The 24,423-nt window shown below is 56.8% G+C and carries 27 protein-coding genes; 4 read left to right on the plus strand and 23 right to left on the minus strand.

The window, feature by feature from the left end; all coding sequences use genetic code 11:
• A complete protein-coding gene (locus tag PG731_RS03660) occupies positions 1 to 2,613 on the minus strand; it encodes a phage tail protein (protein ID WP_270772241.1) in 2,613 nt (870 codons plus the stop codon).
• 256 nt (positions 2,614 to 2,869) lie between these two features.
• On the opposite strand from PG731_RS03660, the gene PG731_RS03665 reads away from it, so the two are divergent.
• Positions 2,870 to 3,487, plus strand: coding sequence for an alpha/beta fold hydrolase (locus tag PG731_RS03665; RefSeq protein WP_204880324.1), 618 nt, complete (start codon positions 2,870 to 2,872; stop codon positions 3,485 to 3,487).
• Positions 3,488 to 3,677: 190 nt separating this feature from the next.
• On the opposite strand, the gene PG731_RS03670 is transcribed toward PG731_RS03665, so the two are convergent.
• Genes PG731_RS03670 through PG731_RS03710 form a run of 9 tightly spaced genes read right to left on the minus strand, consistent with a single transcriptional unit; the run spans position 3,678 to position 9,633 of the window.
• Positions 3,678 to 4,106 carry a hypothetical protein gene (locus tag PG731_RS03670; protein WP_096882529.1) on the minus strand — a complete coding sequence of 143 codons (429 nt, stop codon included), beginning with the start codon at positions 4,104 to 4,106 and terminating at the stop codon, positions 3,678 to 3,680.
• A gap of 19 nt (positions 4,107 to 4,125) precedes the next feature.
• Complete coding sequence (locus PG731_RS03675; protein ID WP_096882528.1) at positions 4,126 to 4,734, minus strand: major tail protein; 609 nt, start codon at positions 4,732 to 4,734, stop codon at positions 4,126 to 4,128.
• 12 nt (positions 4,735 to 4,746) lie between these two features.
• Entirely contained in the window at positions 4,747 to 5,091 is a 345-nt protein-coding gene (locus tag PG731_RS03680; protein ID WP_096882527.1) for a hypothetical protein, read from the minus strand.
• Complete coding sequence (locus tag PG731_RS03685; RefSeq protein ID WP_096882526.1) at positions 5,088 to 5,525, minus strand: HK97-gp10 family putative phage morphogenesis protein; 438 nt, start codon at positions 5,523 to 5,525, stop codon at positions 5,088 to 5,090. The genes PG731_RS03680 and PG731_RS03685 overlap by 4 nt, the downstream gene beginning before the upstream one ends.
• Positions 5,518 to 5,856, minus strand: a complete 339-nt coding sequence (locus PG731_RS03690; protein ID WP_096882525.1) for a phage head completion protein — start codon at positions 5,854 to 5,856, stop codon at positions 5,518 to 5,520. Before PG731_RS03690 ends, PG731_RS03685 begins: the two co-directional genes overlap by 8 nt.
• A gap of 11 nt (positions 5,857 to 5,867) precedes the next feature.
• Positions 5,868 to 6,185, minus strand: a complete 318-nt coding sequence (locus tag PG731_RS03695) for a head-tail connector protein (protein ID WP_096882524.1) — start codon at positions 6,183 to 6,185, stop codon at positions 5,868 to 5,870.
• A gap of 21 nt (positions 6,186 to 6,206) precedes the next feature.
• On the minus strand, positions 6,207 to 7,433 hold the full coding sequence (locus tag PG731_RS03700; protein ID WP_096882523.1) for a phage major capsid protein: 1,227 nt from the start codon (positions 7,431 to 7,433) through the stop codon (positions 6,207 to 6,209).
• A 14-nt stretch (positions 7,434 to 7,447) separates the two neighbouring features.
• Complete coding sequence (locus PG731_RS03705; RefSeq protein WP_096882522.1) at positions 7,448 to 8,335, minus strand: head maturation protease, ClpP-related; 888 nt, start codon at positions 8,333 to 8,335, stop codon at positions 7,448 to 7,450.
• Complete coding sequence (locus tag PG731_RS03710; RefSeq protein ID WP_102216804.1) at positions 8,332 to 9,633, minus strand: phage portal protein; 1,302 nt, start codon at positions 9,631 to 9,633, stop codon at positions 8,332 to 8,334. The genes PG731_RS03705 and PG731_RS03710 overlap by 4 nt, the downstream gene beginning before the upstream one ends.
• Positions 9,634 to 9,681: 48 nt before the next feature.
• Here PG731_RS03710 and PG731_RS03715 point away from each other — a divergent pair, with 48 nt between their 5' ends.
• A complete protein-coding gene (locus PG731_RS03715; protein WP_204880328.1) occupies positions 9,682 to 10,227 on the plus strand; it encodes a hypothetical protein in 546 nt (181 codons plus the stop codon).
• Here the strand turns inward: PG731_RS03715 and PG731_RS03720 are convergent.
• The 8 genes from PG731_RS03720 to PG731_RS03755 form a co-directional block, all read right to left on the minus strand.
• Positions 10,224 to 11,828 (minus strand): terminase large subunit, encoded by a 1,605-nt coding sequence (locus PG731_RS03720; RefSeq protein WP_270772326.1) that lies wholly within the window; start codon positions 11,826 to 11,828, stop codon positions 10,224 to 10,226. The genes PG731_RS03715 and PG731_RS03720 overlap by 4 nt on opposite strands.
• A gap of 29 nt (positions 11,829 to 11,857) precedes the next feature.
• Complete coding sequence (locus PG731_RS03725; RefSeq protein ID WP_270772245.1) at positions 11,858 to 12,181, minus strand: hypothetical protein; 324 nt, start codon at positions 12,179 to 12,181, stop codon at positions 11,858 to 11,860.
• An 88-nt stretch (positions 12,182 to 12,269) separates the two neighbouring features.
• Positions 12,270 to 12,917, minus strand: coding sequence for a hypothetical protein (locus PG731_RS03730; RefSeq protein WP_270772246.1), 648 nt, complete (start codon positions 12,915 to 12,917; stop codon positions 12,270 to 12,272).
• A complete protein-coding gene (locus tag PG731_RS03735) occupies positions 12,914 to 13,102 on the minus strand; it encodes a cell division protein (protein ID WP_270772247.1) in 189 nt (62 codons plus the stop codon). Before PG731_RS03735 ends, PG731_RS03730 begins: the two co-directional genes overlap by 4 nt.
• A gap of 153 nt (positions 13,103 to 13,255) precedes the next feature.
• Positions 13,256 to 14,584: a DNA cytosine methyltransferase gene (locus PG731_RS03740; RefSeq protein WP_270772248.1), complete on the minus strand. Its 1,329-nt coding sequence runs from the start codon at positions 14,582 to 14,584 to the stop codon at positions 13,256 to 13,258.
• Positions 14,581 to 15,831, minus strand: a complete 1,251-nt coding sequence (locus PG731_RS03745; RefSeq protein ID WP_096882517.1) for a site-specific DNA-methyltransferase — start codon at positions 15,829 to 15,831, stop codon at positions 14,581 to 14,583. The genes PG731_RS03740 and PG731_RS03745 overlap by 4 nt, the downstream gene beginning before the upstream one ends.
• On the minus strand, positions 15,806 to 16,990 hold the full coding sequence (gene metK / locus PG731_RS03750) for a methionine adenosyltransferase (RefSeq protein WP_227909789.1): 1,185 nt from the start codon (positions 16,988 to 16,990) through the stop codon (positions 15,806 to 15,808). Before metK ends, PG731_RS03745 begins: the two co-directional genes overlap by 26 nt.
• Positions 16,991 to 17,069: 79 nt before the next feature.
• Positions 17,070 to 17,642 (minus strand): terminase, encoded by a 573-nt coding sequence (locus PG731_RS03755; RefSeq protein ID WP_270772249.1) that lies wholly within the window; start codon positions 17,640 to 17,642, stop codon positions 17,070 to 17,072.
• A 40-nt stretch (positions 17,643 to 17,682) separates the two neighbouring features.
• Here PG731_RS03755 and PG731_RS03760 point away from each other — a divergent pair, with 40 nt between their 5' ends.
• Positions 17,683 to 18,249 (plus strand): ClbS/DfsB family four-helix bundle protein, encoded by a 567-nt coding sequence (locus PG731_RS03760; RefSeq protein WP_004007622.1) that lies wholly within the window; start codon positions 17,683 to 17,685, stop codon positions 18,247 to 18,249.
• 236 nt (positions 18,250 to 18,485) lie between these two features.
• On the plus strand, positions 18,486 to 18,920 hold the full coding sequence (locus PG731_RS03765; protein ID WP_227469326.1) for a hypothetical protein: 435 nt from the start codon (positions 18,486 to 18,488) through the stop codon (positions 18,918 to 18,920).
• Here the strand turns inward: PG731_RS03765 and PG731_RS03770 are convergent.
• From PG731_RS03770 to PG731_RS03790, 5 genes are all read right to left on the minus strand, one after another.
• The gene (locus PG731_RS03770) at positions 18,911 to 21,400 is read right to left on the minus strand and encodes a glycoside hydrolase domain-containing protein (protein WP_270772254.1); all 2,490 of its coding nucleotides are present in this window, start codon (positions 21,398 to 21,400) and stop codon (positions 18,911 to 18,913) included. The genes PG731_RS03765 and PG731_RS03770 overlap by 10 nt on opposite strands.
• Before the next feature lie 405 nt (positions 21,401 to 21,805).
• Positions 21,806 to 22,183, minus strand: a complete 378-nt coding sequence (locus PG731_RS03775) for an HNH endonuclease (protein WP_270772255.1) — start codon at positions 22,181 to 22,183, stop codon at positions 21,806 to 21,808.
• A 136-nt stretch (positions 22,184 to 22,319) separates the two neighbouring features.
• On the minus strand, positions 22,320 to 22,778 hold the full coding sequence (locus PG731_RS03780; RefSeq protein ID WP_028822310.1) for a hypothetical protein: 459 nt from the start codon (positions 22,776 to 22,778) through the stop codon (positions 22,320 to 22,322).
• A complete protein-coding gene (locus PG731_RS03785) occupies positions 22,769 to 24,142 on the minus strand; it encodes a DEAD/DEAH box helicase (RefSeq protein WP_270772256.1) in 1,374 nt (457 codons plus the stop codon). The genes PG731_RS03780 and PG731_RS03785 overlap by 10 nt, the downstream gene beginning before the upstream one ends.
• Complete coding sequence (locus PG731_RS03790) at positions 24,123 to 24,401, minus strand: VRR-NUC domain-containing protein (RefSeq protein WP_270772258.1); 279 nt, start codon at positions 24,399 to 24,401, stop codon at positions 24,123 to 24,125. Before PG731_RS03790 ends, PG731_RS03785 begins: the two co-directional genes overlap by 20 nt.
• Between the last annotated feature and the right edge of the window lie 22 nt (positions 24,402 to 24,423).

Here is a 24,423-nt window from a genome sequence, read left to right on the forward strand (position 1 = left end):
TCAGTAGCCTCCTGCCATCACAGTCTGCCGCCGATCAAGGCGCGCGAGTTGCTTGTCGAGAGCGGGTGCGAGCTTGCCCACCAGCGTCCCATCCGACAACGTCACTGAAATATCCAAAGACCCGAGGATGCGTTTTGCTGTTGCATCGACGATGCTCGCGACATCCACACGCTCACTATCAGCACCGCCACTCGTATCGCGACTGATAGCTATGGGTTGTGGGGTGAGGTCAACGGCAGGTACCTGTAGATCCGCAACCGCCTCGATCGGGACGCTCAGCCCGTCTTCAAGGTCGGCGAAGGCGTCCATCGTGTCCCTAGCTAAACCAGTAGCGGCGGTGACGGCTTCGTTGCCGTCCGTGCGGATGGAGCCTGCGAGGCCTTCGACAAGCATCTGTCCTGCCCACGCCATCTTGCGAGATGGTGAGTGGATACCGAAGAAGCCGGTGATCGAGTCCCAAATTCCGCTTGCCCAGTTCGAGACCCGATTCCACAACCAGCTCGCCAAGCCTTGGATGCCATTCCACAGGCCGTAGACGAGGTTCTTACCCGCCTCCACCATCTGCCACACGCCCTGCCCAACAGCAGACACAATCCCAGAAATAATCGATGGGATTGCTGCGACGATTGTGGAAATGATCTGCGGCAGGTTTCGCACCAACGCGGTGAGGAGTTGGATTCCTGCTTGGACGAGTTGCGGGATAGCCCCACCAATCGCCGATACAATACTGGCGATAATCTGCGGGAGCGCGGCGACGATCGTCGTGATGATCTGCGGTAGCGCCCCAATCAACGCCGTCAACAACTGAATGCCTGCTTGGATCAGTTGTGGGATCGCACCCACCACGCCGCTGACGATCGCGGTAATAATCTGTGGGAGTGCTGCGACGATTGCTGTGATGATCTGAGGCAGCGCCCCGATCAAGGCGGTGAGTAGTTGGATTCCTGCTTCGATGATGATGGGAATTGATGCGATGAGTCCTTCGGTAAGTCCGGTGATGAGCTGCAACGCCGCATCAAGAAGCAACGGGAGGTTATCGACCAGGCCCTGCACTAAAGCCATGAGCATCTCCACCGCCGCAGGAACCAGTTCCGGTAGTGCTTCGCCGATACCAGAGACGAGGGTGGCGATGATCTGAATCGCCGCCTCCAACAAAGACGGCAACGTTTCGATGATTGCTTCTACTAAAGCGATGATCAGCGTCACGGCTGTTTCTGCTACTTGTGGCAACACCTTGATAATGCCTTCAAGGAGCGCGGTCAAAATGCTCATGCCGGTCTCGACCACCATCGGTAGCTGCTCAGCAATAAATGCGAGAGCTTCCTGTAACACGGTGCCGAGGGTGTCAATCAGGGCAGGCGTGCCTCCTTCTTCGAACGCTGTCGTGAGTTCGTCGATCCAGCCGTTGACCATCGGCAACACCGAACCCGCCAACGCCTCAGAGACTCCGCCTGCGAGGAGGCCTTTGAGGTTTTCGATCCCGTCCTGCATTGTTGCGAGCTGGCCGCTAAAAGTCTTGGATTGGGCGTCCATCGCCCCATAGAACCGGCCACCCTCGGCCGTGGCAGAAGCAAACGCGTCCGCAACCATGTCCGCAGAGATAGCTCCCTTGGCCATTTCCTCCTTGAGCTCACCAATGCTTTTGCCGGTCTTGCGGCTGATCTCTTCGAGCGGGTTGAATCCGGCGTTGATCATCTGCAGCAAGTCCTGACCCGTGAGCTTGCCGGTCGAGGACATTTGGGCGAAGGCGAGCGTGAGCGATTCCATCTTCACCGCATCTCCTTGGGAGATGTCGCCGATTTCGTTGAGGTGCTTTTTCGCATCCTCCAGGCTCATCCCGAAGCTCAGGAGGGTTTGCATGTTGCCCGCGAGGTCCTCCATACCAAACGGAGTCTTCGCCGCCTGGGCCTTCAAATCATTCACAAGCTTCTGAGCCTTGGCTTGGTCACCCAGCATCGTCGTAAAGGATGTCGAGTATTGCTCCATGCGGGCGTTGTACTCCACGCCTTCCTTCAACGCGCCTACCATGCCGCGACCGATCGAGGCGATCGCATGCCCGATTCCTTTGACTCCGGCGATGATAGCTTCGGAGGCGAGGTTGGCTTTCAACACGTCACCGAAAATGCGGGTCTTGGAGCTGGTGGTGTCCATCTCCACGCCGAGATCATCGACCGCGCCCTCGAGTTTGCCCGCATCTTTGGCAGCGCCCTTCGCATCATCTCCCGCACCGTCTGCCTCGTTCCCGAAATCTGAGAGGGCGTCGTTGTTGGCTTTGAGTTCGCCTTCGAGCCGGTTGAGTTGCGCGCCTGCGTTGTTGAGCTGGATCTGCCAATTCTTCGTCCGACTATCGTTCTCACCAAAGCTCGTGGCGGAGTTTTCGAGTGCGGCGCGTAGGGTCTCGATCTTGGCTTTTTGAGCTTCGATTTCTTTGCCCAGCACTTGGTTACGGGCGGTGAGGGCTTCGGCGGACTGGTCGTTCTTATCGAACGAGGACGCCACTAGCTTCATCTCCGAGCCGAGCACACGCATCTCGCGGTTAATATCCGTGATCGCGCGCTTGAACTCACGCTCACCCTCAAGCCCAATCTTCAAACCAAAACTGGAGTCGGCCATAGGTCTGTATTCCTTCGCGTTGCTGGGGGTTAAAATTGGCTAGAGGATGAGGAGGAATCGTGTGGGCCAATGTTGTAACTAATCGCCGGTGGGTATGGCCGTTGTTTGCTTTACTCGTCATCGGTACGGTCGTTTTCGCTGTTTTGTGGATGAGCGGTGTCGTGCATCCCGTCACGGGCATCGCTAATGCAGCAGGTTTCGCAATATGTGCGATCGGGCTTGTAGCGTGGCATCTTGCCACTCGTGGTTTGCAGCGATGAGCATTCCGGTGCTTTTCCTCCACGGACTTGGTGAGACCCCGCAAGCCTGGAATGGCGTCATCAACGAGTTCGAGAGCATTGACGCGCTCACGCCCACTGTTTTCGATCAGCCATCAGGAACGCCATGGTCGTTACATGAGCGCACGGACGAACTCGCCGCATCACTGAATGATCCAGTCGACGTGGTTGGGCTATCTCTTGGTGCGGTGATGGGTCTTGATCTGGCAATTCGGCACCCGCGCATGGTTCGGTCGCTGTTTCTTTCAGCTCCGCAGGCGCGCCCTCCTAAAGCATTGATGTGCATTCAAAGCGTTCTCATGCGAGTCTTGCCTGAGCGTCTCGTGTGCCCACCACAGATTTCCAAGCAACAGTTGCTGGAAATCCTGCGTCAAATATCAGCCATTGATTTTGAGCCAGAGCTTGGAAATATCGCGGTTCCAACGACGATTGCGTGCGGCTCGAAAGACCGTGCGAATCTTCCTGCCGCCCGCACCATCAGCCAACAGATCCCACATGCCCGCCTCATCGTTGTGCCAGACGCGGGTCATCAGTGGCATCAATCAATGCCCACGCAATTCGCTCACGAACTAAAAGCCCACTGGAACAGTATCTAAATCCCGGCAGGAATCACGTCGTCGATGAACCATTGACGTAAGGGTTGGGCTCTGCCGGTTTCGAGTCGCCAGCAGTCGACCAGATCCAACAGCTCACCAAACACGGTTAAGCCCACCTCCACCCGCGATAGGTGGAGATGGGCCATTCCGATATACGCCAGCCGCGTGAACACAGAATTGTCGGTTTCGACTATCCGTCCACCGCTGCTGGTGCTTTTGGGACTGGCTCGGTAAAGATGTCTCGGCGTGTGCCTCGCTGGAGGGCTTCGGCGATCGCGCCACGATAGTCCGCCAGATCAGCAGGCACAGTGAGTAGTTCAACCTCATCCACGCTCAGCTCTGGGCGCTTGCCGTCTGGGTGGCGGTGATTGTGGATCTGGACTGACTGGTTGGCTAGCAGCGTGATCAGCCAAATCACCTCACCGAGCGTTTTACCCAGATCATCAGAGGTTTCGAGGGCCTCGCCGAGGTGCTCAAGTCCGCCGTAGCGTTCGGCGATGAGCCGGGTGGCGCGGGTGGTGAGCACCAATTCGAACGGCTCCCCACCAATCAGCACAGTCGCTGACCGGCCAGACTCCACCGTGCTTGCAGCCTTAGCGTTGCTGGTTTTCTTGCTCATGGCTTTCAGTCCTCTCGGGCTAGCTGTTGGATGCGGGTTTCGCGCTGGTGGTGGCGGGTTCATAGACTTGCGCATACCAGTTCGTGATCGTCTCGGGCTTGACCCCGGTGCTGCCTTCGGTGACTTCGGCCTTCCACGGATGACGCCCCTTTGTATCCGGCTTGTTGCGGCGCAGAATCGTGCCCTCAATGCTCGGGGTGGAGAACGTGATCGAGTCAGCCTTGGTGGCCAGCGTTTCTGTTGGCAGGGCGAACTTGACACGGTACAGCCAGAAATACTGATACTTCCCATTGCTTCGTGCGGCTCGGAAACCTATCGCCACTGGAGACCCACCGTCCTCGGAGGCTGAGATGAGCACCCCGTTAGAATCCACGCTCGCGCCAGTCAAGGCGGCGGCTGCTTCACCACCCAGATCATCAATCCCCAAAGTGAGGGTTCCGGATTTGAATTCCTTGACGATCTCGGAAGGGCCGTCATCGGCATACAGGATCGCTTCAGCCACCTCGACGGAGAGTTCAGCGGAGATAGCTTTGGCCAGCGGTTTGGGTTTGGCGTAGGTTTCCTCACCCGTATCGGGGTTTTCGGTGATCGTGGCGTAGTAGAGCTTGTCTAAACCAATAGTTGCCATGAGAAATTCTCCTTATCTGTAGATGTGGTGGGTTGCGACGTCTATCGCGTAATGGTGAAATCCGGTATCAGCTTCAAAGCCGACATACGTACGGCCAGTAATCGTTAAACCGGCGTCGAGCAGGGCGCGGGTAATGCGGTTACGCAGGTCGAGATAGTTAGATTTCGTGAAAAGTGCGAGGCGAACTTCCTCAACCTCGATACTGGGTTGATTGTCTGCGAACACGTCCAACACGTCCGTCAGCGGGGTTGCCACCAGATACGTCTGCGACGCTGGCGTCGTCGTGTAGAGGCTGACTTCGAACGGCAAACCAAGCTCGTCAGCGATCGTCGTGAGTTGTTCGAGGAGTGCGGTCATGGTTTGACCTGCTCAATCCGCGCCGTCAACGCCGTTTTCATAGCCTCGATCGCACCCCGCCTTGTTTGCGACCGTGTGGGTGCAAGAAACGGGCGCGCAGGTTGGTTGGATCGGCCGTGTTCGAGGACGTTGGCGATCAACGCATTCGCTCTGCCGTCGCGGCGGTTCTCAGCGAAGCCAACCTTAATGTTGTGATCACCTCGGCTGTTTACTTTCACCGAGGTCGTACCAAGCGCAGCGAGAAGCTGTCCTGTTGAACGCGAGGGATTCTTGGTGGCGCGTCCGATCGCGCCGGTGAGGTTGGCTCGCATACGCGGCTCAACCACCGCAGCCCCCGCCTCCAACACCTCATCAGCCGAGGTTTCCAGCACGCGGCTGGCGGCGCTGAGGGAATCAATGAACGCGTTTGGCAAGCGAATCTGAACTCTAGCCACGGGGCTCTCCTTCGGGCGTGGTCTGGTGGGCAAGAATCTCGACGTAGCGGCCGATGACTTCGACGGCGTCGATCACATACCGCCCGTCTGGTCCGCTGATCTCCATATCAGTGGTCACGGATAGTCCGGGGATGGTGCGGATGCGGAAGAGAACGTCAGCCTGTGAGTACGCTGCCCGGTTCACCCACGCAGCACTCGCGTGCCGCACCTCGACCTGCACCCGCACCGTCGCCTGCACTTCATCGCGTGTGGTGGTGAACCCCGCCTTATCGCGGACGACGACCGGGATGATGAGGTCGATCGTGGTGCGCATGGATCCCAAAGAAGCCATGAGTGTTCTCCTTAGACTTTCCAATCCCGATCCAGACGCAGCAGATTGTTCACCGCGCTCCACACCGCTTTAGCGGCATCCGGTTTATCTGCCCAAAACCCTGCCGTGGAACCATCACGCGACTCGTAGAAATGCGAGGCGAGCATGACAATGCTCTGCCGCGTCGCCCCAGACATCTCGTTCTTTTCGTAGTGGTTTTCGGGCAGGTGCTGGAAAGCGGTCGCGTAGGAGGTGGCCGCATTGATCAACGCGCCGATCAATTGATCGTCATCGTCGAAGGTGATGAGCAGATTCGCCTTCACCAGGTCGACGAGCTCTGTTGTGGTCATTGCGGCCACCTCCTTATCTGTTTAGGCTCCAGTCTTTTGGGTCAGAACTTTGATCGCTTCGGGTAGGACGAGCTTGCCGTCCAGTCGCTGCGAGGCGAGGAATCCGACCTGCCCGGTGGTGGCGAACAACTCGTTCAGCCGCTTAAACGAGCGTCCCTGGCGGTCGGCGATCCAGTAATACGACAAGTCACCGAAAGCAACCGTGGACGCACCAGCCTTGATTTCCGGCACGAAGGTGCTCGTGTGGACGGGGCGGCCAAGGACAAGGTCTGGGGTTCCTGTGGTCAGGGCTGGCTGCCACAGATACTGGCCGTTGCCGTCCTTGAGCTTGCGGATGGTTTTCACGGTCGAGTCGTTCATCAGCCATACCGCGTTCTTCCGATACGGGCCGCGCAAACCGTAGTGCAGATCGATGAGTTCATCAGCCGTAATATCGCTCGCCTTGCCCGTAGTCAGTGCCTTCTCACCACCACCAGTGGCTGCGAAAATACCGGTGGGCTTGCCCTTTCCGTCCCCGGTGAGGAAGGCTTCTTCTTCGGCAGCGCCGATACGGCGAGCAAACTCCGCCGCCAGGTACTGCTCGACATTAAACGCGCTATCGTTCAAGAGTTCCTCTGAAATTTTGAGGAAGGTGCCGAGCTTAAACGCGCTCAGCGTCACCTGCGTGAAGGCTTCATCTGACTCTGTATATGGCTTGCCTTCATCGAGCCACCCAGCAGTACCATGCGTGGAGACGACCGGGATCTTCCGATCCCCGCTGGTGGTTTGAATGACCTTCGCCAAGGAGCGCATGATGTTCTGATCTTCCAGTGAGGAGATCAGCGTGCGTTCAAACTCGTCAGGCACCAGATAGCCGCCCTCGGTATCGACGCCCTCGGACAGTGCGTTGCGTACTTCCATCGGTGAAATGTTCAGTCGCATCGCATCCCAAAACGCCCGCTTATACGAGGCGGTTGCTCGAGGTGCAGTCGGCTTGGCTTCATCATCAGGGTTCATGCCTGGCATTGAGGTCAGCGGCGTGTTGGTTGCCTTGGCGAGGTCGGCGTCGCGGCGCAGTGCACGTTCGGAACGGGCGATTTCATTGGTGAGACAATCGATCTCGGCTTCCATCTTCGCGTAAGCCTGATCATCTTCAGCCGACAAGCAGCCCGATGTAGCATCGCGGCGCTCATCGAGGAAGGCCTTCGCCTTCTCCCAAACATCTGCGCGCTTGGTACGAAGGTCAGAAACAGAAAGTGAAGTAGACATGAGTGTTGGTCCTTTCAGTGGGGTTGGTTAGCTAGTTCGGCGTACAAATCAAGAACCCGCCGACCAACAGGCACGGCGGGAGTAGCGGTGGGGTGTGGTGGTCGCACCGGCTTCGGCGGTGATGTGGCGGTCAGGTGTGCGACGAGTTTTTGCTCGGCTGCTCGGCGTGAAAACACCGTGCCTTGTCCCACGTTCTTGGGTGGGAACACCTGCCGCTTCAGCTCCTCATCGTCGTCTTCGTCTGGATCGTCTGGAGAGTCGACCTCGTCCTCATCATCTGGGTCGTCATCCGGGTCATCGTCGGGCTTCTTGGGTTCGACCGCGAAGGCGGGGTTGCGCTGGCCGGTGAGGAGTTCGTCGGCGAAACCCATGTCAATCGCGGCACGGGCATCCATCCACGTCTCGGCATCCATGAGCTTGGACAGCTTCGCCCGGCTCAGGTTCGTCTTTTCCTGGTAGGCATTCAGGATCGAGTCTTTGACCGAATCAAGCATGCTCATCGCACGTGCGAGTTCGTCCTTATCGCCAACCGCCATCGTCGCTGGGTTATGAATCATGAGCATCGAAACCGGACTCATAGCCACGGTGGATGCGGCCATTGCAATCACGGACGCGGCCGATGCGGCGATACCGTCGATATTGACGGTCACCTCGCCTGGGTAGTCGATGAGCATGTTGTAGATCTGCGCCGCAGCCACAACATCACCACCAGGCGAATTGAGCCAGATCGTCACCGGCCCGCTACCCGCGTTGAGTTCGGCTGCGAAGATGGCGGGTGTGATGTCATCATCGAACCAGGATTCTTCAGCGATTGTGCCGCTAATACGCAAAACCCGGACACTACTTGCGTCCGGGTCAGTGTTGTGTGGCTCGGGTGTGAGCCAGTTCCAAAAACGTCTCATATCCTCCTCCTTACAGAAGATTCACTCATAGGTTCCTCAGCCGGTTCAGGCTCTGGTTCAGACTCGGTTGTCTGCGCGTATGCCCCTGCGAGACCGAGCGGGAGCATATTGCCGTTGACTAGGTAGAGGTCGCCGCCAGCTTCGGCAGGGATCTTGTCGAGGTTTTCTAGTTCGCGGATATCGTTGGCGCTCATCCACCCGTTCTGGCGTGCCACCGCATACCCATTCATTCGGGATTCGTAATCCCCACGCAGCAAGCCTTCGAGGTTGAACTTCACATAGATCTGCGGCTTCTCGCGCGGGCTGAGCAGGGTTTTGGTGATGGCTTGTTCGAAGCGGATCACCCACGGATCAAGCGTGTACTTCACAAACTCCAACGACTGCTGCTCAATATTGGAAAACGAGGATTTTTCGAGGTCGCCGATCATGTGCGGCGGAATACGGAAAATGCGGGCGATCTCGTTGATCTGAAACTTCCTCGTTTCAAGGAATTGAGCTTGTTCTGGGCTGACGGAGATGGGCGTGTATTTCATGCCCTCTTCCAGTACCGCGATCTTGTTGCCGTTCCGTGCGCCGCCGAACGTTGCCTGCCAGGACTCCCTAACTCTGGCGGGGTCTTTGATCGTGCCCGGATGCTCCAACACCCCACCAGGAGCAGCACCGTTAGCAAAAAACGATGCGCCGTAGTCTTCTGTTGCTTGGGCGAGGCCGATGGCGTTTTTCGCCATCGCAATCGGGCTATAACCAACCAGGCCGTCAAAGCCCAGGCCGGGAATATGGAGGACATCGCGCGCGGCCAACGTGATGGTCTCGTATCTTCCTGTTGGTTCGTCCCATGTGCGCTGATACTCGTAATACAAACGCCCGGCTTCGTCGCGTCCGACGGTCATGCGGTTGGGCATGAGCGGATACAGGCCGATGACCTCGTCGCGGCCGTTACGGATCACCTGAGCAAACGCATTACCCCAGAGCAGTAGGTGGGTCATCAACGTTTCGCGGAACACGAAGCTCGTCATCTCTGGATTCGGCTCATCATGCAGCAACCGATACAACGGATGATCGAACGCCTTCACCTTCGCGCCATCAGCGTCTTGCTGATAGACATGCAACGGCAGGCCCGCGATAGCTTCAGCCAAAATCCGCACACACGAATACACCGCAGTCATCTGCATCGCCGAGCGTTCCGTCACCGGACGCCCAGAAGACGTCGCCCCAAAGAAAAAGCTATAACCAGAGCTGATCGCGTTATCGTCAACGGAGCGGGCAGTGTCGCCACGCAACCAATTCAGAAAACCCATGTGCATACCTTTCAATGAGAGAATCGGTAAGAGAAGGAGGAGATAGCGATGACCGAGAGTTCGTTCCAACAAGCAAAAGAGGCCTATCGAAAAGCGCGTCTCGTTGAACGCGAGAAAATCCGTAACTTGCTTCGATCCATGAATTTCGAAGTAGTCGACGGCCCTCAAGCCGGAGAAGGTCCTTTCTCCTACCCAAAGAGATCAACGCGCATTCGCCCACAACTAGACCTAAGAAACTGGATGTGGGTAGGAGGAACGTCACTCAGCGATCGTTCAATCCAGGTTCTCGTCACACTGCAAGTCCTTGACTGGGATTGGGAAGAGGAGGATGGCAAGTTAAAAAATACATCGAGAAATGTGCATGCCCTGTTTGATCGTTTAGGCGTTATTCCTTTTTGCGATGCTCCGCACCCGAAGCTTCGACCAGGTGCGCATTCAGAATTAAAATTCCCGACATGCAACCTCGAGGCCGATAAGTGGGTTAAGAACGCAGTTCTCAACGATCAGTTCCATACGGATATTGACCTCCCGCTGGATGAAATCAAACTTCATAAGCTCGAGCAGATAATCCGAACGCGATGCTGTCACGCCTAAATAACGAATAATCCGCGTTCGTCATAAACACTGCCGCTGACGTGCCCGCTGCCGGTTCGGATAGCTCGGTCGAGGGCCATGATCGTGGCGACCACGCCGTCAATCTTCTCCGTAGACTTCTGCTTATCCGGCTTAATGTTGCCTGCTGGGTCGGTTCGCACGTGAATGTTATCGACCATCCAAGCCAGCACCGGGTGCCCGCCGTGGGCGAGCTTGCCCTCGAGTGCGAGCTTCATCAGCTCCTTCGACGGTGGGCTCATGTCTTTGAATCCTTGCCCGAACGGTACAACGGTGAAACCTAAGGCTTCGAGGTTTTGACTCATTTGGACTGCGCCCCACCGGTCGAAGGCGATCTCCCTGATATCGAACCGTGTGCCGAGTTGCTCGATGAAGGCTTCGATTGCTCCGTAATGAACGACGTTGCCCTCAGTCGTCTCTAGGTAGCCTTGGTGTTGCCACAGGTCGTAGGGCACATGGTCACGGGCTACTCGCAGTTTGAGGTTGTCTTGCGGTATCCAGAACCATGGCGCAATCACATACGCTTCGTCACCTGTTTCGGGTGGGAAGACGAGCACGAACGCCGTGATATCCGTTGTCGACGCAAGATCCAGCCCGCCGTAACACACCCGCCCCTCCAGATCAGACAGATCGACGGGTGCGTTGTTAGCGTTCCAGACGTGCATGGGCATCCACCGCACCGACTGCTTCACCCACTGATTCAAACGCAACTGTCGGAAAGTGTTTTCTTCAGCTGGATTCTGCCTGGCTGAGTTACAAGCTTGGCGGACTTTCTCAATCGGAACAGTGATCCCGAGACTCGGATTAGCCTTATGCCACACGGCTTCGTCGGTCCAGTCATCTTCGCGGCCAGCCCCGTAAATCACTGGATAGAACGTCGGATCGTGCTTTTTGCCTGCGAGGATGTCTTCAGCTTTCTCATGCTGCTCATAACAAATCGAATGCGTATCGGTGCCCGCTGTCGTGATGAGGAAGTACAACGGCTGGGTGCGCGCGTCACCCGAACCTTTGGTCATCACGTCGAACAAGGCGCGGCCTGGTTGGGTGTGCAGTTCGTCGAAAACAACGCCGGAGATGTTGAACCCGTGCTTCGAATACGCCTCAGCCGAGAGGACTTGGTAGAAGGAGTTGGTGGGCTTGTAGATGATCCGCTTCTGGCTGGCGAGGATCTTGACACGCTTGGACAGGGCGGGGCTCATGCGCACCATGTCGGCCGCGACCTCAAACACGATCGAAGCCTGCTGACGATCAGCGGCGCACCCATACACTTCGGCGCGTTCTTCACCATCTCCGCAGGTGAGCAGCAGGGCGACGGCAGCGGCGAGCTCACTTTTGCCCATCTTTTTGGGTATCTCGACGTAGGCAGTGGTGAATTGGCGGTAGCCGTCTTCTTTGACGGTGCCGAATAGGTCGCGGATGATTTGCTCTTGCCAGTCGATGAGCTGGAAGGGTTTGCCTGACCAGCGGCCTTTGGTGTGTTTCAGGGCTTGGATGAACGCGACCGCGAAGTCGGCTTTCCGCTTGTCGTAGCGTGAGCCTGTGGCCATGAACTGGGTCGGCGTGTAGGTGTCGAGAGTGCGCATCACGCCCGTCAGGCTCCTTCCTGTGCTGGTTAGTTGGTGTGGGCGAAGGCCCAGGCGATGGCATGCCCGGCGTCCTCAAAGAGGTTGTCGGCTTCGGCAACGAGGTCGAGGCGGCATTCGATGAAGGCTCGTGCGTCTGGTCCCCAGCCGGGGATGGGCTGCTCGGCGAGCTTGTAGACGCGGGCGTCGTTTCCGATCCGGTCTTTGCCCAGGTGCCGGTATGCCGAGGCGAGGACGAAGTCTCCGTAGGGGATCACCGTGCCGTAGCTGTCGGTTGTCATCTGCAGCTGCTCCATCGTGGTCTTGCCGTTGTTCATGACTTTCTCCTTGTCCTCTTGTTCGGTCATGTACATACAGCCATAGGTGTGCGCGGTTATCCAGCCGTTTTCGGCGTATTTACACAGGAAGAATAGAGATTCTGATCTCTTGCATATTTCCCGTTTATTCGGCCTGTGTGGGCGTGGTTTTCCGCGCCGCGTTGCCTTCCAAGTTCGCGAGCAGAACGCGGCGAGCGTTCTTGTAACCTTTGCCAATCATCCCCAGCCGTAGCAGCCAGCAGCGCATCGCATACTTATCATTCCCTGGTTCAGGTGGTTTCGGTGAGATGCGGGTGGAGGTCTTGGCTTGCTCGATCATCAGCTGGATAAGCACGCTGGCAGCCTCGATCACCTCCGTCTCGGGAAGTTGTTCGAACCAGGCAAACTCAACCGTTCCCTCCACCGCATTCAAATTCATCGGCGTAGCGGGAATGCCCAGCGCCTTGGCGATAAGTGCTCCCTTGGCGGCGAGCAGGGTTTCAAGCTTCGCGCCTGTGGCCTCGTCCCACCCGATCGTGGGGAATGCGAGCGTCAGCCCGTACTCCTCGCTCGTGGGCGCGAACCCGGCCTCCTGTGTGGTTTCAATGAGCGCTTCGGCGTTGATGTCCTGTGGGAGGTGGAGCACCCAGTCCCGATCTAGCCGGGCTTGCCCGATCAGGTAGTCGAACGTGGGCGTGCCCGTATACTCCGCTCTGACGCCAAGGTGAGAGGCGATGGTGTCGGCGAGTTTCTTACGCCCGCTCTTGTTCGAGGCGAACGAAATTTGGTTCATGCCGCCACACCCTCACCGTCAAACCAAGACTGGACCAGTTGCAGGTAGCTGGTTGTGTCGTGTTCGATCGCACCCGCAACCAGGGAGAAGTTCCACTTTCGTGCAATGTCGTGGGCTTCTTCGACGTCCCAGATGTTGATGCCTGCTTCAAGCATCTCGCTGATCTCAATATGCAGATCACTCATGACCATCCTCCATCTCGTATTTCCCCTTGTCGGGGGTTTGTTTGGTCATGTACATACAGCCATAGGTGTGGGAGCTTATCCAGTCCCTGCGCGAGCAAAATTTTTCAGTCTTTCAAGGATGTGGCGAGTCACGGGCAAAGCGATCGCGTTACCTCACAACTTGTATTGGGCACTATCACTGGTTGGATTCTTCAACCAAGTAGTGACTTGGCGTGCGGTTCGTGGTTTCACGCCGCGCGCCCAGTTCCAGGTAGCCCAAATGCCCGTCCAATACTCGATGTCCTCGCTTGTCGGATCCTCGATAGCAAGACCGTCACACCAATCGTCAGGAAACCCCTGCAATCGGGCGCACTCCACCGGAGTGAGCCGCCTGGGGAGCAGCGACGAGCTGGCGACCATGGGCGGGTCGGTGTAATCCGTGGCCAGCAGCGCACCTGCTTGGTTCTTGGTGGCGCGGGTGAAATAGTCGGCTTTGGATGTAGCATAGACGGGCTCCAAGATGACCATGCCGCCCTGGTTGCAGGTCGGCTCTCCGCCTTTCAGGTCGAGGGTTTTCGACACTTCCGCTTCGTAGCCGTAGTGGCCGCCACCGCTGCGGGACTGGTGGATCGAATTTAGGCCAAACACCCTGCGTTCCTCTGGGGCGTCGAGGAGGATGGGGACGTTGGTGGGTGAGTTGCCCATCCGGGCAGTCAGCGTCTGCACCACCCCCGAGGAGTTAACGGTCAACCTCGAGTCCTGCGGATGATGATCCATCAATATCACCGAGCTGCTACGGCCTCCAAGGCTTGCTTCAGGGGTGTGGGCATGGTCTTGTTCTTGCGTGCCGCACGATTCAGAATGCCTTGGCAGGCTCGCGGACTCAAATAGAATCTCGGGTGCGGATCGGCCTGCAAAATCTGCGACAAGGTAGATGCGGCGGCGTCGTTGGGCGAGGCCGAAATGTTGCGCATCGAGTACACGCCATGCAACCGAGCATCCGCCTGCCACGACGGTCCCAGCGTCGGCCCACCGCGTGTCAGGAACAGGCACGTCAGCAACGGACGGCGCGACGACCTGGATGAGGCTCGTGAGGACGGCGGCGAAATCCGCCCCTTGGTTGGAGGAGAAGGCTCCCGGCACGTTCTCCCAGACAGCAAATCGGGGATATTGGTCATTAGTCGCCTCCCTCATTTCCTTGATGATGCGAACAGCCTGAAAGAACAGGCCGGAACGTGAACCTGCCAGCCCGGTCTGCCGTCCTGCGACCGACAGGTCTTGGCACGGCGACCCGAACGAGACGATGTCCACCGGCTCGATCACGGTGCCGTCGATAGTGTTGACGTCGCCGAGGTGGGTGACCTCGGGCAGACGGGTGGAGGTGACGAGGATCGGAAACGGCTCCACCTCGGACGCCCAGACGGGGCGGATACCGACGTGGAGGGCGGCGAGTGGGAAGCCGCCCGACCCGTCAAACAGAGAGCCAAGCGTCAACGCGGTCATGTGGTGCCTCGATCCACTGCCTTCACGACATCCAGGTAGGCGAGCTGCTGGCCGTCGCGGAGACACGTGATTCCTGCGGCGTCTCCGGTGGCGTCGGCGTAGCGGCGCAGAATAACGCTCGCGTATTTCTCGTCCAACTCCATGCAGTAGCAGATGCGGTCGGTTGCCTCAGCTGCCATGAGCGTGGAGCCGGAGCCCGCGAACGTGTCGAGCACGATCGCGTTCGCCTGGGTGGAGTTCTGAAGCGGATACGCCAACAAGTCCAGTGGCTTGCTGGTTGGGTGGTCGGCGTTGCGGCGTGGCTTGGCGAAGTTCCAGATCGTGGTTTGTTTCCGGTCGGCGTACCACTTGTGCTTACCCGTCTTTACCCAGCCGTAAAGGATCGGCTCGTGCTGCCACTGGTATGGGGATCGCCCCAGTACCAGAGAGTCCTTGACCCAGATACAACAGCCGGAGAGCTTGAAGCCTGCGTCTTGAAAGGCGCGACGGAAGTTCAATCCTTCGGTGTCGGCGTGAAACACATACGCGGATGCGCCCTTCTCACACACTTCCGCCATCTGGGTGAAAGCGGCGAGCAGGAACTCGTAGAACGCGTCCGCACCCATCTTGTCATTGCGGATCGACAAGCCATCAGACGATTCGAACGCCACGTTGTACGGCGGGTCCGTGAGCACAAGGTTGGCGCGCGTGCCATCCATGAGCACCTCGACGTCTGCTTGCGAGGTGGCATCCCCGCACACGAGTCGGTGGCGGCCAAGCGTCCAGATATCCCCGCGCTCCACGAACGCGGCGGCCTCCAGGGCGGCGGTAAGGTCGAAGTCGTCGTCCTCAACCTCGCCCTCATCCAAGGAGCCGATCAACTGCTGGATTTCGGCGTCGTCGAAGCCAGTTAGTTCAGCATCGAAATCCGAAGCATCGAGGTCGGCGATGAGGAGGGCGAGTTTGTCGTTGTCCCATTCGCCGCTGATCTTGTTGAGCGCGATGTTGAGTGCTTTCTCGCGGGTCTCATCGAGCTCCACGACGATCACGTCCACGTCCGTGTGGCCTAGATCTTCGAGCACCTTCAAACGCTGATGGCCACCAACGACATGACCAGTGGTGGAGTTCCAGATGACGGGTTCGACGTAGCCGAACTCGGTCAAGGATCGCTTGAGCTTCTCATACTCAGGATCACCGGGCTGGAGGTCTTTACGCGGATTGTAGTCAGCGGGCTTGAGTTCACTAATGGGCATTGGCTTCATGAGCATGTGTAGTCACCGCCTTCTTTAATGCGTCGACGTGAGCGAACGAGTTCTCCCAGCGCAGACCGGGATAGCCGAAATGTCCGTAGGTCGAGTACCTTGTAAAACCAGGCTTGCGAAGATTCAAAGCATCGATAATTCCACCGGGGCGTAGCGGAAACACCTCGGCTACGGCCTTAGCGAGGATCTCGTCGGTGTATTGGCCCGTGCCGAGCGTGTCCACGCTGAAGGCGACCGGGGCAGCCTTCCCAATCGCATAGGAAATCGCGACCTGGCATTCGAGTGCGAGACGGGCATCGACGATGGTCTTGGCTATCAGACGCGCCATGTATGCACCCGATCGATCAACCTTCGAGGCGTCCTTGCCTGAGAACGCACCACCACCATGTGGGGCGAGACCGCCGTAAGTGTCAACCATCAACTTGCGACCCGTCAGACCCGTGTCGGCCTTTGGACCACCCACCGTAAACAAGCCCGAGGGATTCACCAGAATCTCGGTGTCAGCGCTAATCGGCAGGTACGGTTTGCACGAGGGTGCGACGATGAGGGTTTTGACCTCTGCCGCCAACTCATCCAAATCCTTCGCCGCTTTGTGTTGGATCGACACCACCACGGTCTCAACCGCCACGGGCCTACCAGCAGCGTCGTAACGAACTGTCACCTGTGCCTTACCATCAGACTTAATACCGGTAATCGTGCCGTCCTTGCGGGCCTTATCGAGGCGGGCGCAAATCTCGTGTGAGAGCACCAACGGCAACGGCAAACGCTCCGGGGTTTCCGCCGTGGCGTAGCCGTAGACGGTGCCCTGATCGCCCGCGCCCTGCAACGCAAACTCACTCGTGTCTCCGAAGCGAGCCTCCAAGGACTTGGAAACTCCTGCGTTGATGTCTGGGGACTGGCGACGTACCCACACGAAGGTCACAAACCGCCACGGCACATACCCCGCCTTCACCAGCGCGTAACGCACCGACTCACGAATACGCGGACGAACCTTCGAAGTGATCTCGCCAGTCACAATGATCCTGTGGCCAGATGCCATCACTTCTACTGCAACGCGTGCGGCTGGGTCCTCGTAGAGAATGTCGTCAAGGATTGTGTCTGAGATCAGATCGCAGAGCTTATCGGGATGGCCGATACACACGGCCTCAGCAGTCTTCGTAGACATACATACTCACTTTCCGAAGAATCAAGGCATAGAAAAGTGCCCACCCATCCGGGGCGGGAGCACAAAAATCAGAGAGTTGTTAGGAGCGGGCTTTCAACAACTGCTCCATCACGTCATCACCCGGTGCAGCGCCCGAGTAGTCGGTGGTGCAGGTGGCGCGCACGATCTCGTAAATCTCGTACCAGTACACGTTCGCTTGCTTCCCGAAAGACTGGGACATAGCAACGAACGGGGATGCGATCGCTGCCCCTGTGGTTGGGTGTTTGCCGAGCAGACCGAACTTGGAGATCGCCTGCTCGCACTGCACATACCGCGCGAAAGACTGCGCATAGGATTCAATCAGCCTGGGTGCCACGAACTGAGAACAACCACGAGCATCAAGCCACTGCCACGTCTCCCGGTAGACCAAATCTGCGCCGAGTGGTTTGCCATCGCGCTGGATGTCGGAGAGATAATCCGATGGTTCAGGCATGGTCTCACCAGCAAGCACCGCACCATCCCCGATATCTGAGCCTGCAAAGTCAAACGGCTCACCCAGCGGATCCTCAAGCCGAGTGGCTGGGCGGCCAGCTGCGAGCTTCTCATTCAGCGGATCAGGCTTCGCGCCAGCTCGCACGCGGCGGCCACCACGGTTCGTTCCGTCTTTCGCCATGGGTTTTCATCTGCTTTCCTGCTTTGAGATAATTAGTGGCGTGCCGAGACCGAAGACGAAAACTGAACTATTGGATGCCGCCGAGGCGCAGTATGCGAAACTGGACAGCCTCATTGAGGGCATGAGTTCCGACGATCAGCATACGAATTTTGATCCCAGCATCACTCAAATCGGTAAAGAAGCCCACTGGGCGCGGGATAAAAACCTGCGCGACGTCCTTGCCCACCTGCACGAGTGGCAGCGCATGTTGCTTGGCTTCGTCGACGCCAACCGCCAGGGTCAGCCTCGACCGTTTCTTCCGTTTCCTCACACGTGGCGAACCACGCCAACGCTCAACCAAGAGATTTGGACTCAATATCAGGGCACTGAGCTTGAGGCTATCCGCGAGAACCTCGCTGACAGCCACACCGCAGTAGTGGCTCTCATCGGCGAGTTCACCAACGAGGAGTTATTCACCAAGGCGCATTTCCCGTGGACGGGCACAACCTCGCTCGGCTCCTACTGCGTGTCAGCCACATCAAGCCACTACGAATGGGCAATCAAAAAGCTCCGTGCATTCACCAGAAAGCCGCCAGAACAACCCCATAACCAAGCCGCCCCCCAGTAGCTTCTTACCACGCTGTACACCACAGACAGATACTCGGGAGCCTCTGGTATAGGCGCTCCCGTGCGCCTTTTCGTGACTGTCGGATTCAACGCACCAGGCCTCGTGCCTGCATTCACGCAACATCCGCCCGATCAGCGCTATCCTTAGCAATGCAGGGAAACCCTTCTTGTAGAATGAGAACTTATTGGGCATACAACTCCTGATGCCGTTGCCGTATCAAAATGTGTAGCGAAAAGTTGAAGGGACTGGTCATCAAAAAAATATCTGTGTTTCTTGTATCCGCTCTGGCATATTTTGTCGGCGCGTGGCTTTTCGCCGCCATCTTTCTACGGTGCAAGGATCAGGATCAGAGATTTTTTGTGGTCTTCTTATTGATGCCACTCATGTATGTGTGTTTCACGATTCTTCTTCTGCTTTTTAATAAGCATTTCATCGGTATTCAATCTGCCCGCGCGTTGCAACTTTCAGCAGGAGCCTTTATCGGACTCTCAGCTTTTCTCTTTTCACTCGATGGTGTCGGCTCGTTAGTTCATAGTGATTCTTTTTCTCAACTGCTGAGCCAGTTTTCCGTTCCCGCCATCGGCGCTCTTGTTGCTGGTGGTGTAGCGCTTGGGTTTAGCGTTTTTACCCAAGCGCCACACCAAGGAAAAGACCAAATCAATTATCGGTAGATGAATTCAGCTAGCTTTCGGCAAGCTGTCAAACGAATCTCTTCCTTGACGTATCCAGCCAGGAACCATCCTAAAACGGCGCTATCCAAGTCGGCATATTCACTTATTTTCTGATATGCCTCAGTGGAATTATTCGCCCCCAAGCTCCAGCCAATCTGCTTGAATCTGTTGGCTAGTTTGCTGGAGTTGTTGTAGTACTCTCGCAGTGTTGCTGACAGAAGATGACTGTTGGAATCGTTGCCGTTTTCTAGCGTGTTAGCGATGACGATGGCGTCTCCGTCACAGCAGAGGTCGTCACGGTTACAGTTGTTTCCTACCGATTCCCATTCTCCCTTGTCGTTTTTCTTGTCAAGTACTAGCCCCTTCAAGCCAGGATGCTGACGGTAATCGTTACCTTGACCGACTAGAGCTGCGGCCACCTGATCCAGGTTCGCACTGGGATTCCACTCAAGCGTTTTCTGAATGTTTTCCATGGCAGTAGCTAGGTCTCCAGCCCAGCCAGTCCACGCATCAGGGATAACATTCCAGTTGGTGTATCCAAGCGTTGCTGCCGCCAGATGCGCTAGATCAACCGATTCTCCGGTCTTGTCGGTCATGGATTGCCGCCACGTGTTATCAATATAGCGATTCAAGGCAGCGATGATCTTCTTGCCTACAGCGTCCTTCTCGAGTACGCTCGCGTCAGCGCTCCTGAAACTTTCGGCAGACACGGACCAGTTCACCGCAGATCCACTACCACCGTCACGCAGGTAGGCTTTTGCTAAATAGTTGAGGATGCAACGCCAAGTTGGAACAGTGACCCATGTTCCTCCACCATGAAATCCTGCAACGTAGTCTTTTCCAACCTTGCCACTGGCACGAAGTTCTTCGAAGCGTTTCTCTAAATGCCAGATCAGATCAATCGGAGCCAGCTTGTTGTAATCAATGCTGGTGTCGGGCGCAGCGTCACCGGCACTCGAAGGAGCAACATGATCAACTGCCGCTGCTTGTCCTGAATAGGCGACCCGATCTAGGTCAAAACCAGCACCCTTGTAGTCACTGATTTCAGTGAACTGGTCATAGTTCCAATCGTCAGGAATAGGGAAGCCGAGGTTGCCGGAGAATCCTGTAGACATGTCCGAGACGAACGCGCTTCCAGCGTAGCCGGCTTTAATGATGCGGCTACAAATGTTACGCGAGGCGTAGATGCCTACTTTGTATCCGCCTCCCAGGCTTCCTCGCACACCTTGGAAATACGGAAGAATGTGACTTGTGACCTCGGGGTCGGTCGCGTCGAAATCAACTGCGAAATAGATATACGTTCCCGGAATGCCAAGTCTTTGGGCTGCTTGCCTTGCGAGCGTCGCGTGCCGAGCGCCGTTTTCCCGCGTGAAGTGTCGAAGCTTGGTTGAGTACTCCTGGAAAATCGGGAAGAACTTCATCCCTCCGTTGGTGATGCGTTCAAGTTCTCCGGGGCGAATTGCTTTGAAATAGTTGGACGGATCTTTTGAATCCTGATTCGGCTCAGTCAGGTAACGTCCTACGATCTCATAGCCGTTCGCCTTAAGTAGGTTGAGTCGCTCAGCCGTAATCTCGAAGCGTGTATCGCATGCTTTACAGGCGCGATTCGGATCACCTTTCGAGGTCAACAGGCTCATCCATGTAGTCGAGTCGACCACCCCGCTTCGTGGGAGCTGATACTTTGCTTGGAATTGCGGAACGAACGTTGACAGTGCGGTTTGTGCAGAAGGATAGATATCGGGAGAAATCCGGTTACACACTAGAGCAACCTGAGCTAGCCAAGCCCACTTCGGTAAACTTGCCGCATTGCTGGGTGTAACTATTGTTAGACGCGCTTTGGTGCCATTGCCGAAATTACCTGTGGCTTCCGCAGGGCTAAATCCTTCAATGGCTTGCAAAACCTGAATCAGAGCAGTGTTCATTTCCCGACCGTAGAGTCCATCGGTTGGGATGATTCCGGTATAAGCGCGATACTGTTGGTTGATTTGTTGCTGTGCTTGCCGAATCGCTGAAATGCCCCCATAAGAGCGAAGCAGGACGAATTGCTGCATTGACAACAGCGCTTTCATGACGTCGAGCGTCACAGTGGAATCTCCACCAATGCCCATGTCGCTCTTAAGCTGTTTGATGGCCTTTCCAGTTCCGCTATAGAAGTGAGTCGTGATATCGCTGGCACCGGCAGAATATCCCTTGCACCACAAGGCGCCTTGGATAATGCCGTACACATTAGAAGTCTCCTGTGCACCGTCATCCTGTTGGCGGATGCCGTTAGGCCACCGAGACTGGAAGCGACTGATAGTTCCCGGTCCGAAATTGTTCGCCGTTGTCGTAATACCCAGCTCGATTTGCAGGGCCCGAATCAAAGCGTTGACCGTGCCCCAGCCGGTATATCCGTCCTCTATGACTGAACCGAAACCAGCCTTGCTCCTATAGGTGCGATTAAGCCATTGCTGTGTTTTTAGCACCATTTGATCTGTCATGATTCCTCCTTTTTGGAAACCAGTTTGTTAATTCAAGACAGGCGAACACCTGCCAGGGAGGGATCCAGAACACCGGATGAGAAGCTCCGAGTTTATTGCCCTCACCTGTACGTCCCTGGGAAACCCAAATCCGGACGGACAAAGCGCAAGAAAACCGAGCAACACTCAGCGGGATTTCACCCCTCACTGGTACTGCCGACGAAGCCCGAAGTGTTAATACCCTGTTTGATTCGGTCTTTTTGCGCACGGTCGGCCCCGCCCGCTGACCCCTCAGCGAGTCGTAGAGATTCGACGCCCCCAACCCCTAACCGAATCCTCGACTTGTTCCGTAACTTGGCGCTGGAACAAGGTCAATATTTTTAGGGTGGGGAAGTGCTTAGTGGTTATGTCGCGATTTTCAAAAATCTAGTAGGTGTAGACCCGAGGTTGTTGCCTCCATCGGTCATCATCGAGCGCGCTCTGGCGCGAGTGGCAGGGCTTGCACAGGCTTCGGAGGTTATCAAAGTCGTGGGTGCCGCCGTGTTCGAGCGGGAGAATGTGGTGAACCTCTTGTACGGGTGTGTAGCATCCGGCCTCTAGGCAGTCTTCGCAGAGCGGGTGGGCGGCGACGTAGGCGGCGCGGATCTTACGCCACCGCGCGCCGTAGCGGTGGTTGATCTTCGGATCACGCTGATACTTCCGATACCGGGCGTCTTCTGCCTTGGCATGGGCGTCGCAGTAACGTTCACGGGTGAGCTCAGGGCAGCCAGGGTGGGAGCACGGGGACGCTGGTTTGACCGGCATCGCTAGCTCCTTCCCGAACATGGTGAAGCCCCAAGTTCCCGTGTGGGTTCTTGGGGCTTCACCTACTTTTCAACCACTTATATGTTCTCACACTGATATGCGGTTTTCTATCGCATGTTTCGGATACCCGCTAACGCTAGAGCTGTCCATACAAGGCGGTGGCGAACCTGTCGAGGGCCCGGTTCTTGCGCCGATAGACCGTGTCACGCTCGACGTAGAAATGATCGGCGATCATCGATACCTTCTCATCTTGTGTCCCCTCGCTGAGGAAGAAGCCTTCGAGGATGAAGCGGTCGTCTTCAGCGATGACTTCCCACGCAGGCAAGAACCAGTCCATGTACTGGCGGGCCTGTAGGTAGCGAGCCTTGTAGGCGTCGATTCGCTCAATGCTCGCCACGATCCGATTCTCCGAAGCGTGGAGGTTGCCTGATGGTGGTGTGCCGTCCATGCGTGGGGATGCTGGGCTTGCCGCGTCAGCGTAAGCCGCCTTGATCTGCTCGTCGGTACTCTCGATGATCTGTTCCATCACCGCATAATCCTGCAGCGCAGCGATCGCGGCTTTCCTTGTGTCGAGGTATTTGGTCATCACATGCATGAGCTTGTCCTTTCAGTGGTTGTAATTTCTGCTGTGACCGCGTCAATCAACGCAGCCTGAGTAGCGTCTTTCGCATCAAGAGCTTTGAGAACGGCTTCATCGAGCGTCCCTTCCGCAACAAGATGCGTGATCGTCACAGGTTCGGTTTGTCCTTGCCGATAAAGGCGGGCATTCGTCTGCTGGTAGAGTTCCAAGCTCCACGTGAGCGAGAACCACACCAGCAGATGCCCACCGCTCTGGAGGTTCAGTCCATGGCCAGCGCTCGCGGGGTGGATCAGCCCGAGGGTTATCTCGCCTCTGTTCCACGCCTCGATATCCGCGCTCGTTTTCAGTTCGCGAGCTTGTGGGAAGCGGGCGGTGATACGTTCGCGGTCATGGGTAAACCAATAGGCCACCAATAACGGGCTGCCGTTGGCGGCTTCAATGAGGTCTTCGAGAGCGTCGAGTTTTCGCTCATGAACCGGAGCCCATTGACCGCCTGCGGTGTAGATCGCGCCCGATGCCAACTGCAGGAGCTTGCCTGAGAGTGCTGCGGCGTTCGCAGCATCAACTGTCGCCCCATCAAGGTCGAGGACGAGGTCGGCTTTCAACTGCTCATACACGCGTCGTTCTTTCGACTCCAGATGCGCGGGCGTGGTCGTCACCGTCAGTTTTGGTAGCTGAAGGTGGTCGGTGGTTCGCATCGACAACGTCATGTCACCAATCGCCGCATAGATCTCATCCTCAGCACCCACGCGTGGCTTATAGGTGAAGATCTGCATCCCATTACGCTTATCCGGCGTGAACCAGCGCTCGCGGTAACGAGTAATGAAACGACCCAAACGCTCGCCACCGTCGAGAAGACGGAACTGCGCCCACACATCCATCAGCCCGTTCGACGCTGGCGTGCCGGTCAGTCCGACCCAGCGTTTAACGTATGGGCGCATTTTCACCAGCGCAGTGAACCGTTTTGCCCGGTGGTTTTTGAAGCTGGAGAGTTCGTCGATGATGACCATGTCGAACGGCCAGCTCCCCCCGAGTTGGCTAATGAGCCATGGTATGTTTTCACGGTTGATGATGGTTACCATCGCAGACGCCGCGAGAGCGTTCAGCCGGTCTTGTTTGGTGCCAACAGCGACCGCGACGGTGAGCCCGTCAAGGTGATCCCACTTCGCTATTTCGGCGGGCCAGGTATCACGGGCTACCCGCAATGGTGCGATGACGAGGACTCGGTGGATGGTGAAGTAGTCGAGCATGAGCTGCCAGATCGCCGTCAACGCGATCACTGATTTGCCCAAACCCATGCCGAGGAAGATCGCCGCCTCGTGGTGGTCGATGATGAACTGGGTCGCCTGGCGTTGGTAGTTATGCGGCTGATAGTGCATCAAGCACCTCCTGTATGCCGTCCACCGAATCGACAACGAAGGTCTGAAAATCTTGCTCGCGCAGTTGGTTCATCCGATGTTGTTGAATTGGGCGTGGCTGTTTGCCTGGTGCTTTGAGCTCGACGAAAACAGCCCGGTTTCTCATCAGGCATATCCGGTCAGGTACACCCGTGGTTCCAGGGCAGACAAGCTTCCAGCACAAGCCGCCAGAGGCTTCAACGGCTTTCTTCAGTTGGTGTTCTATGGTTCGTTCGTTCATGATCACTCCTTGAATGGTTTCT

Source organism: Pauljensenia sp. OF14-1SRA (assembly GCF_027694595.1).
Lineage (GTDB): Bacteria > Actinomycetota > Actinomycetes > Actinomycetales > Actinomycetaceae > Pauljensenia > Pauljensenia turicensis_B.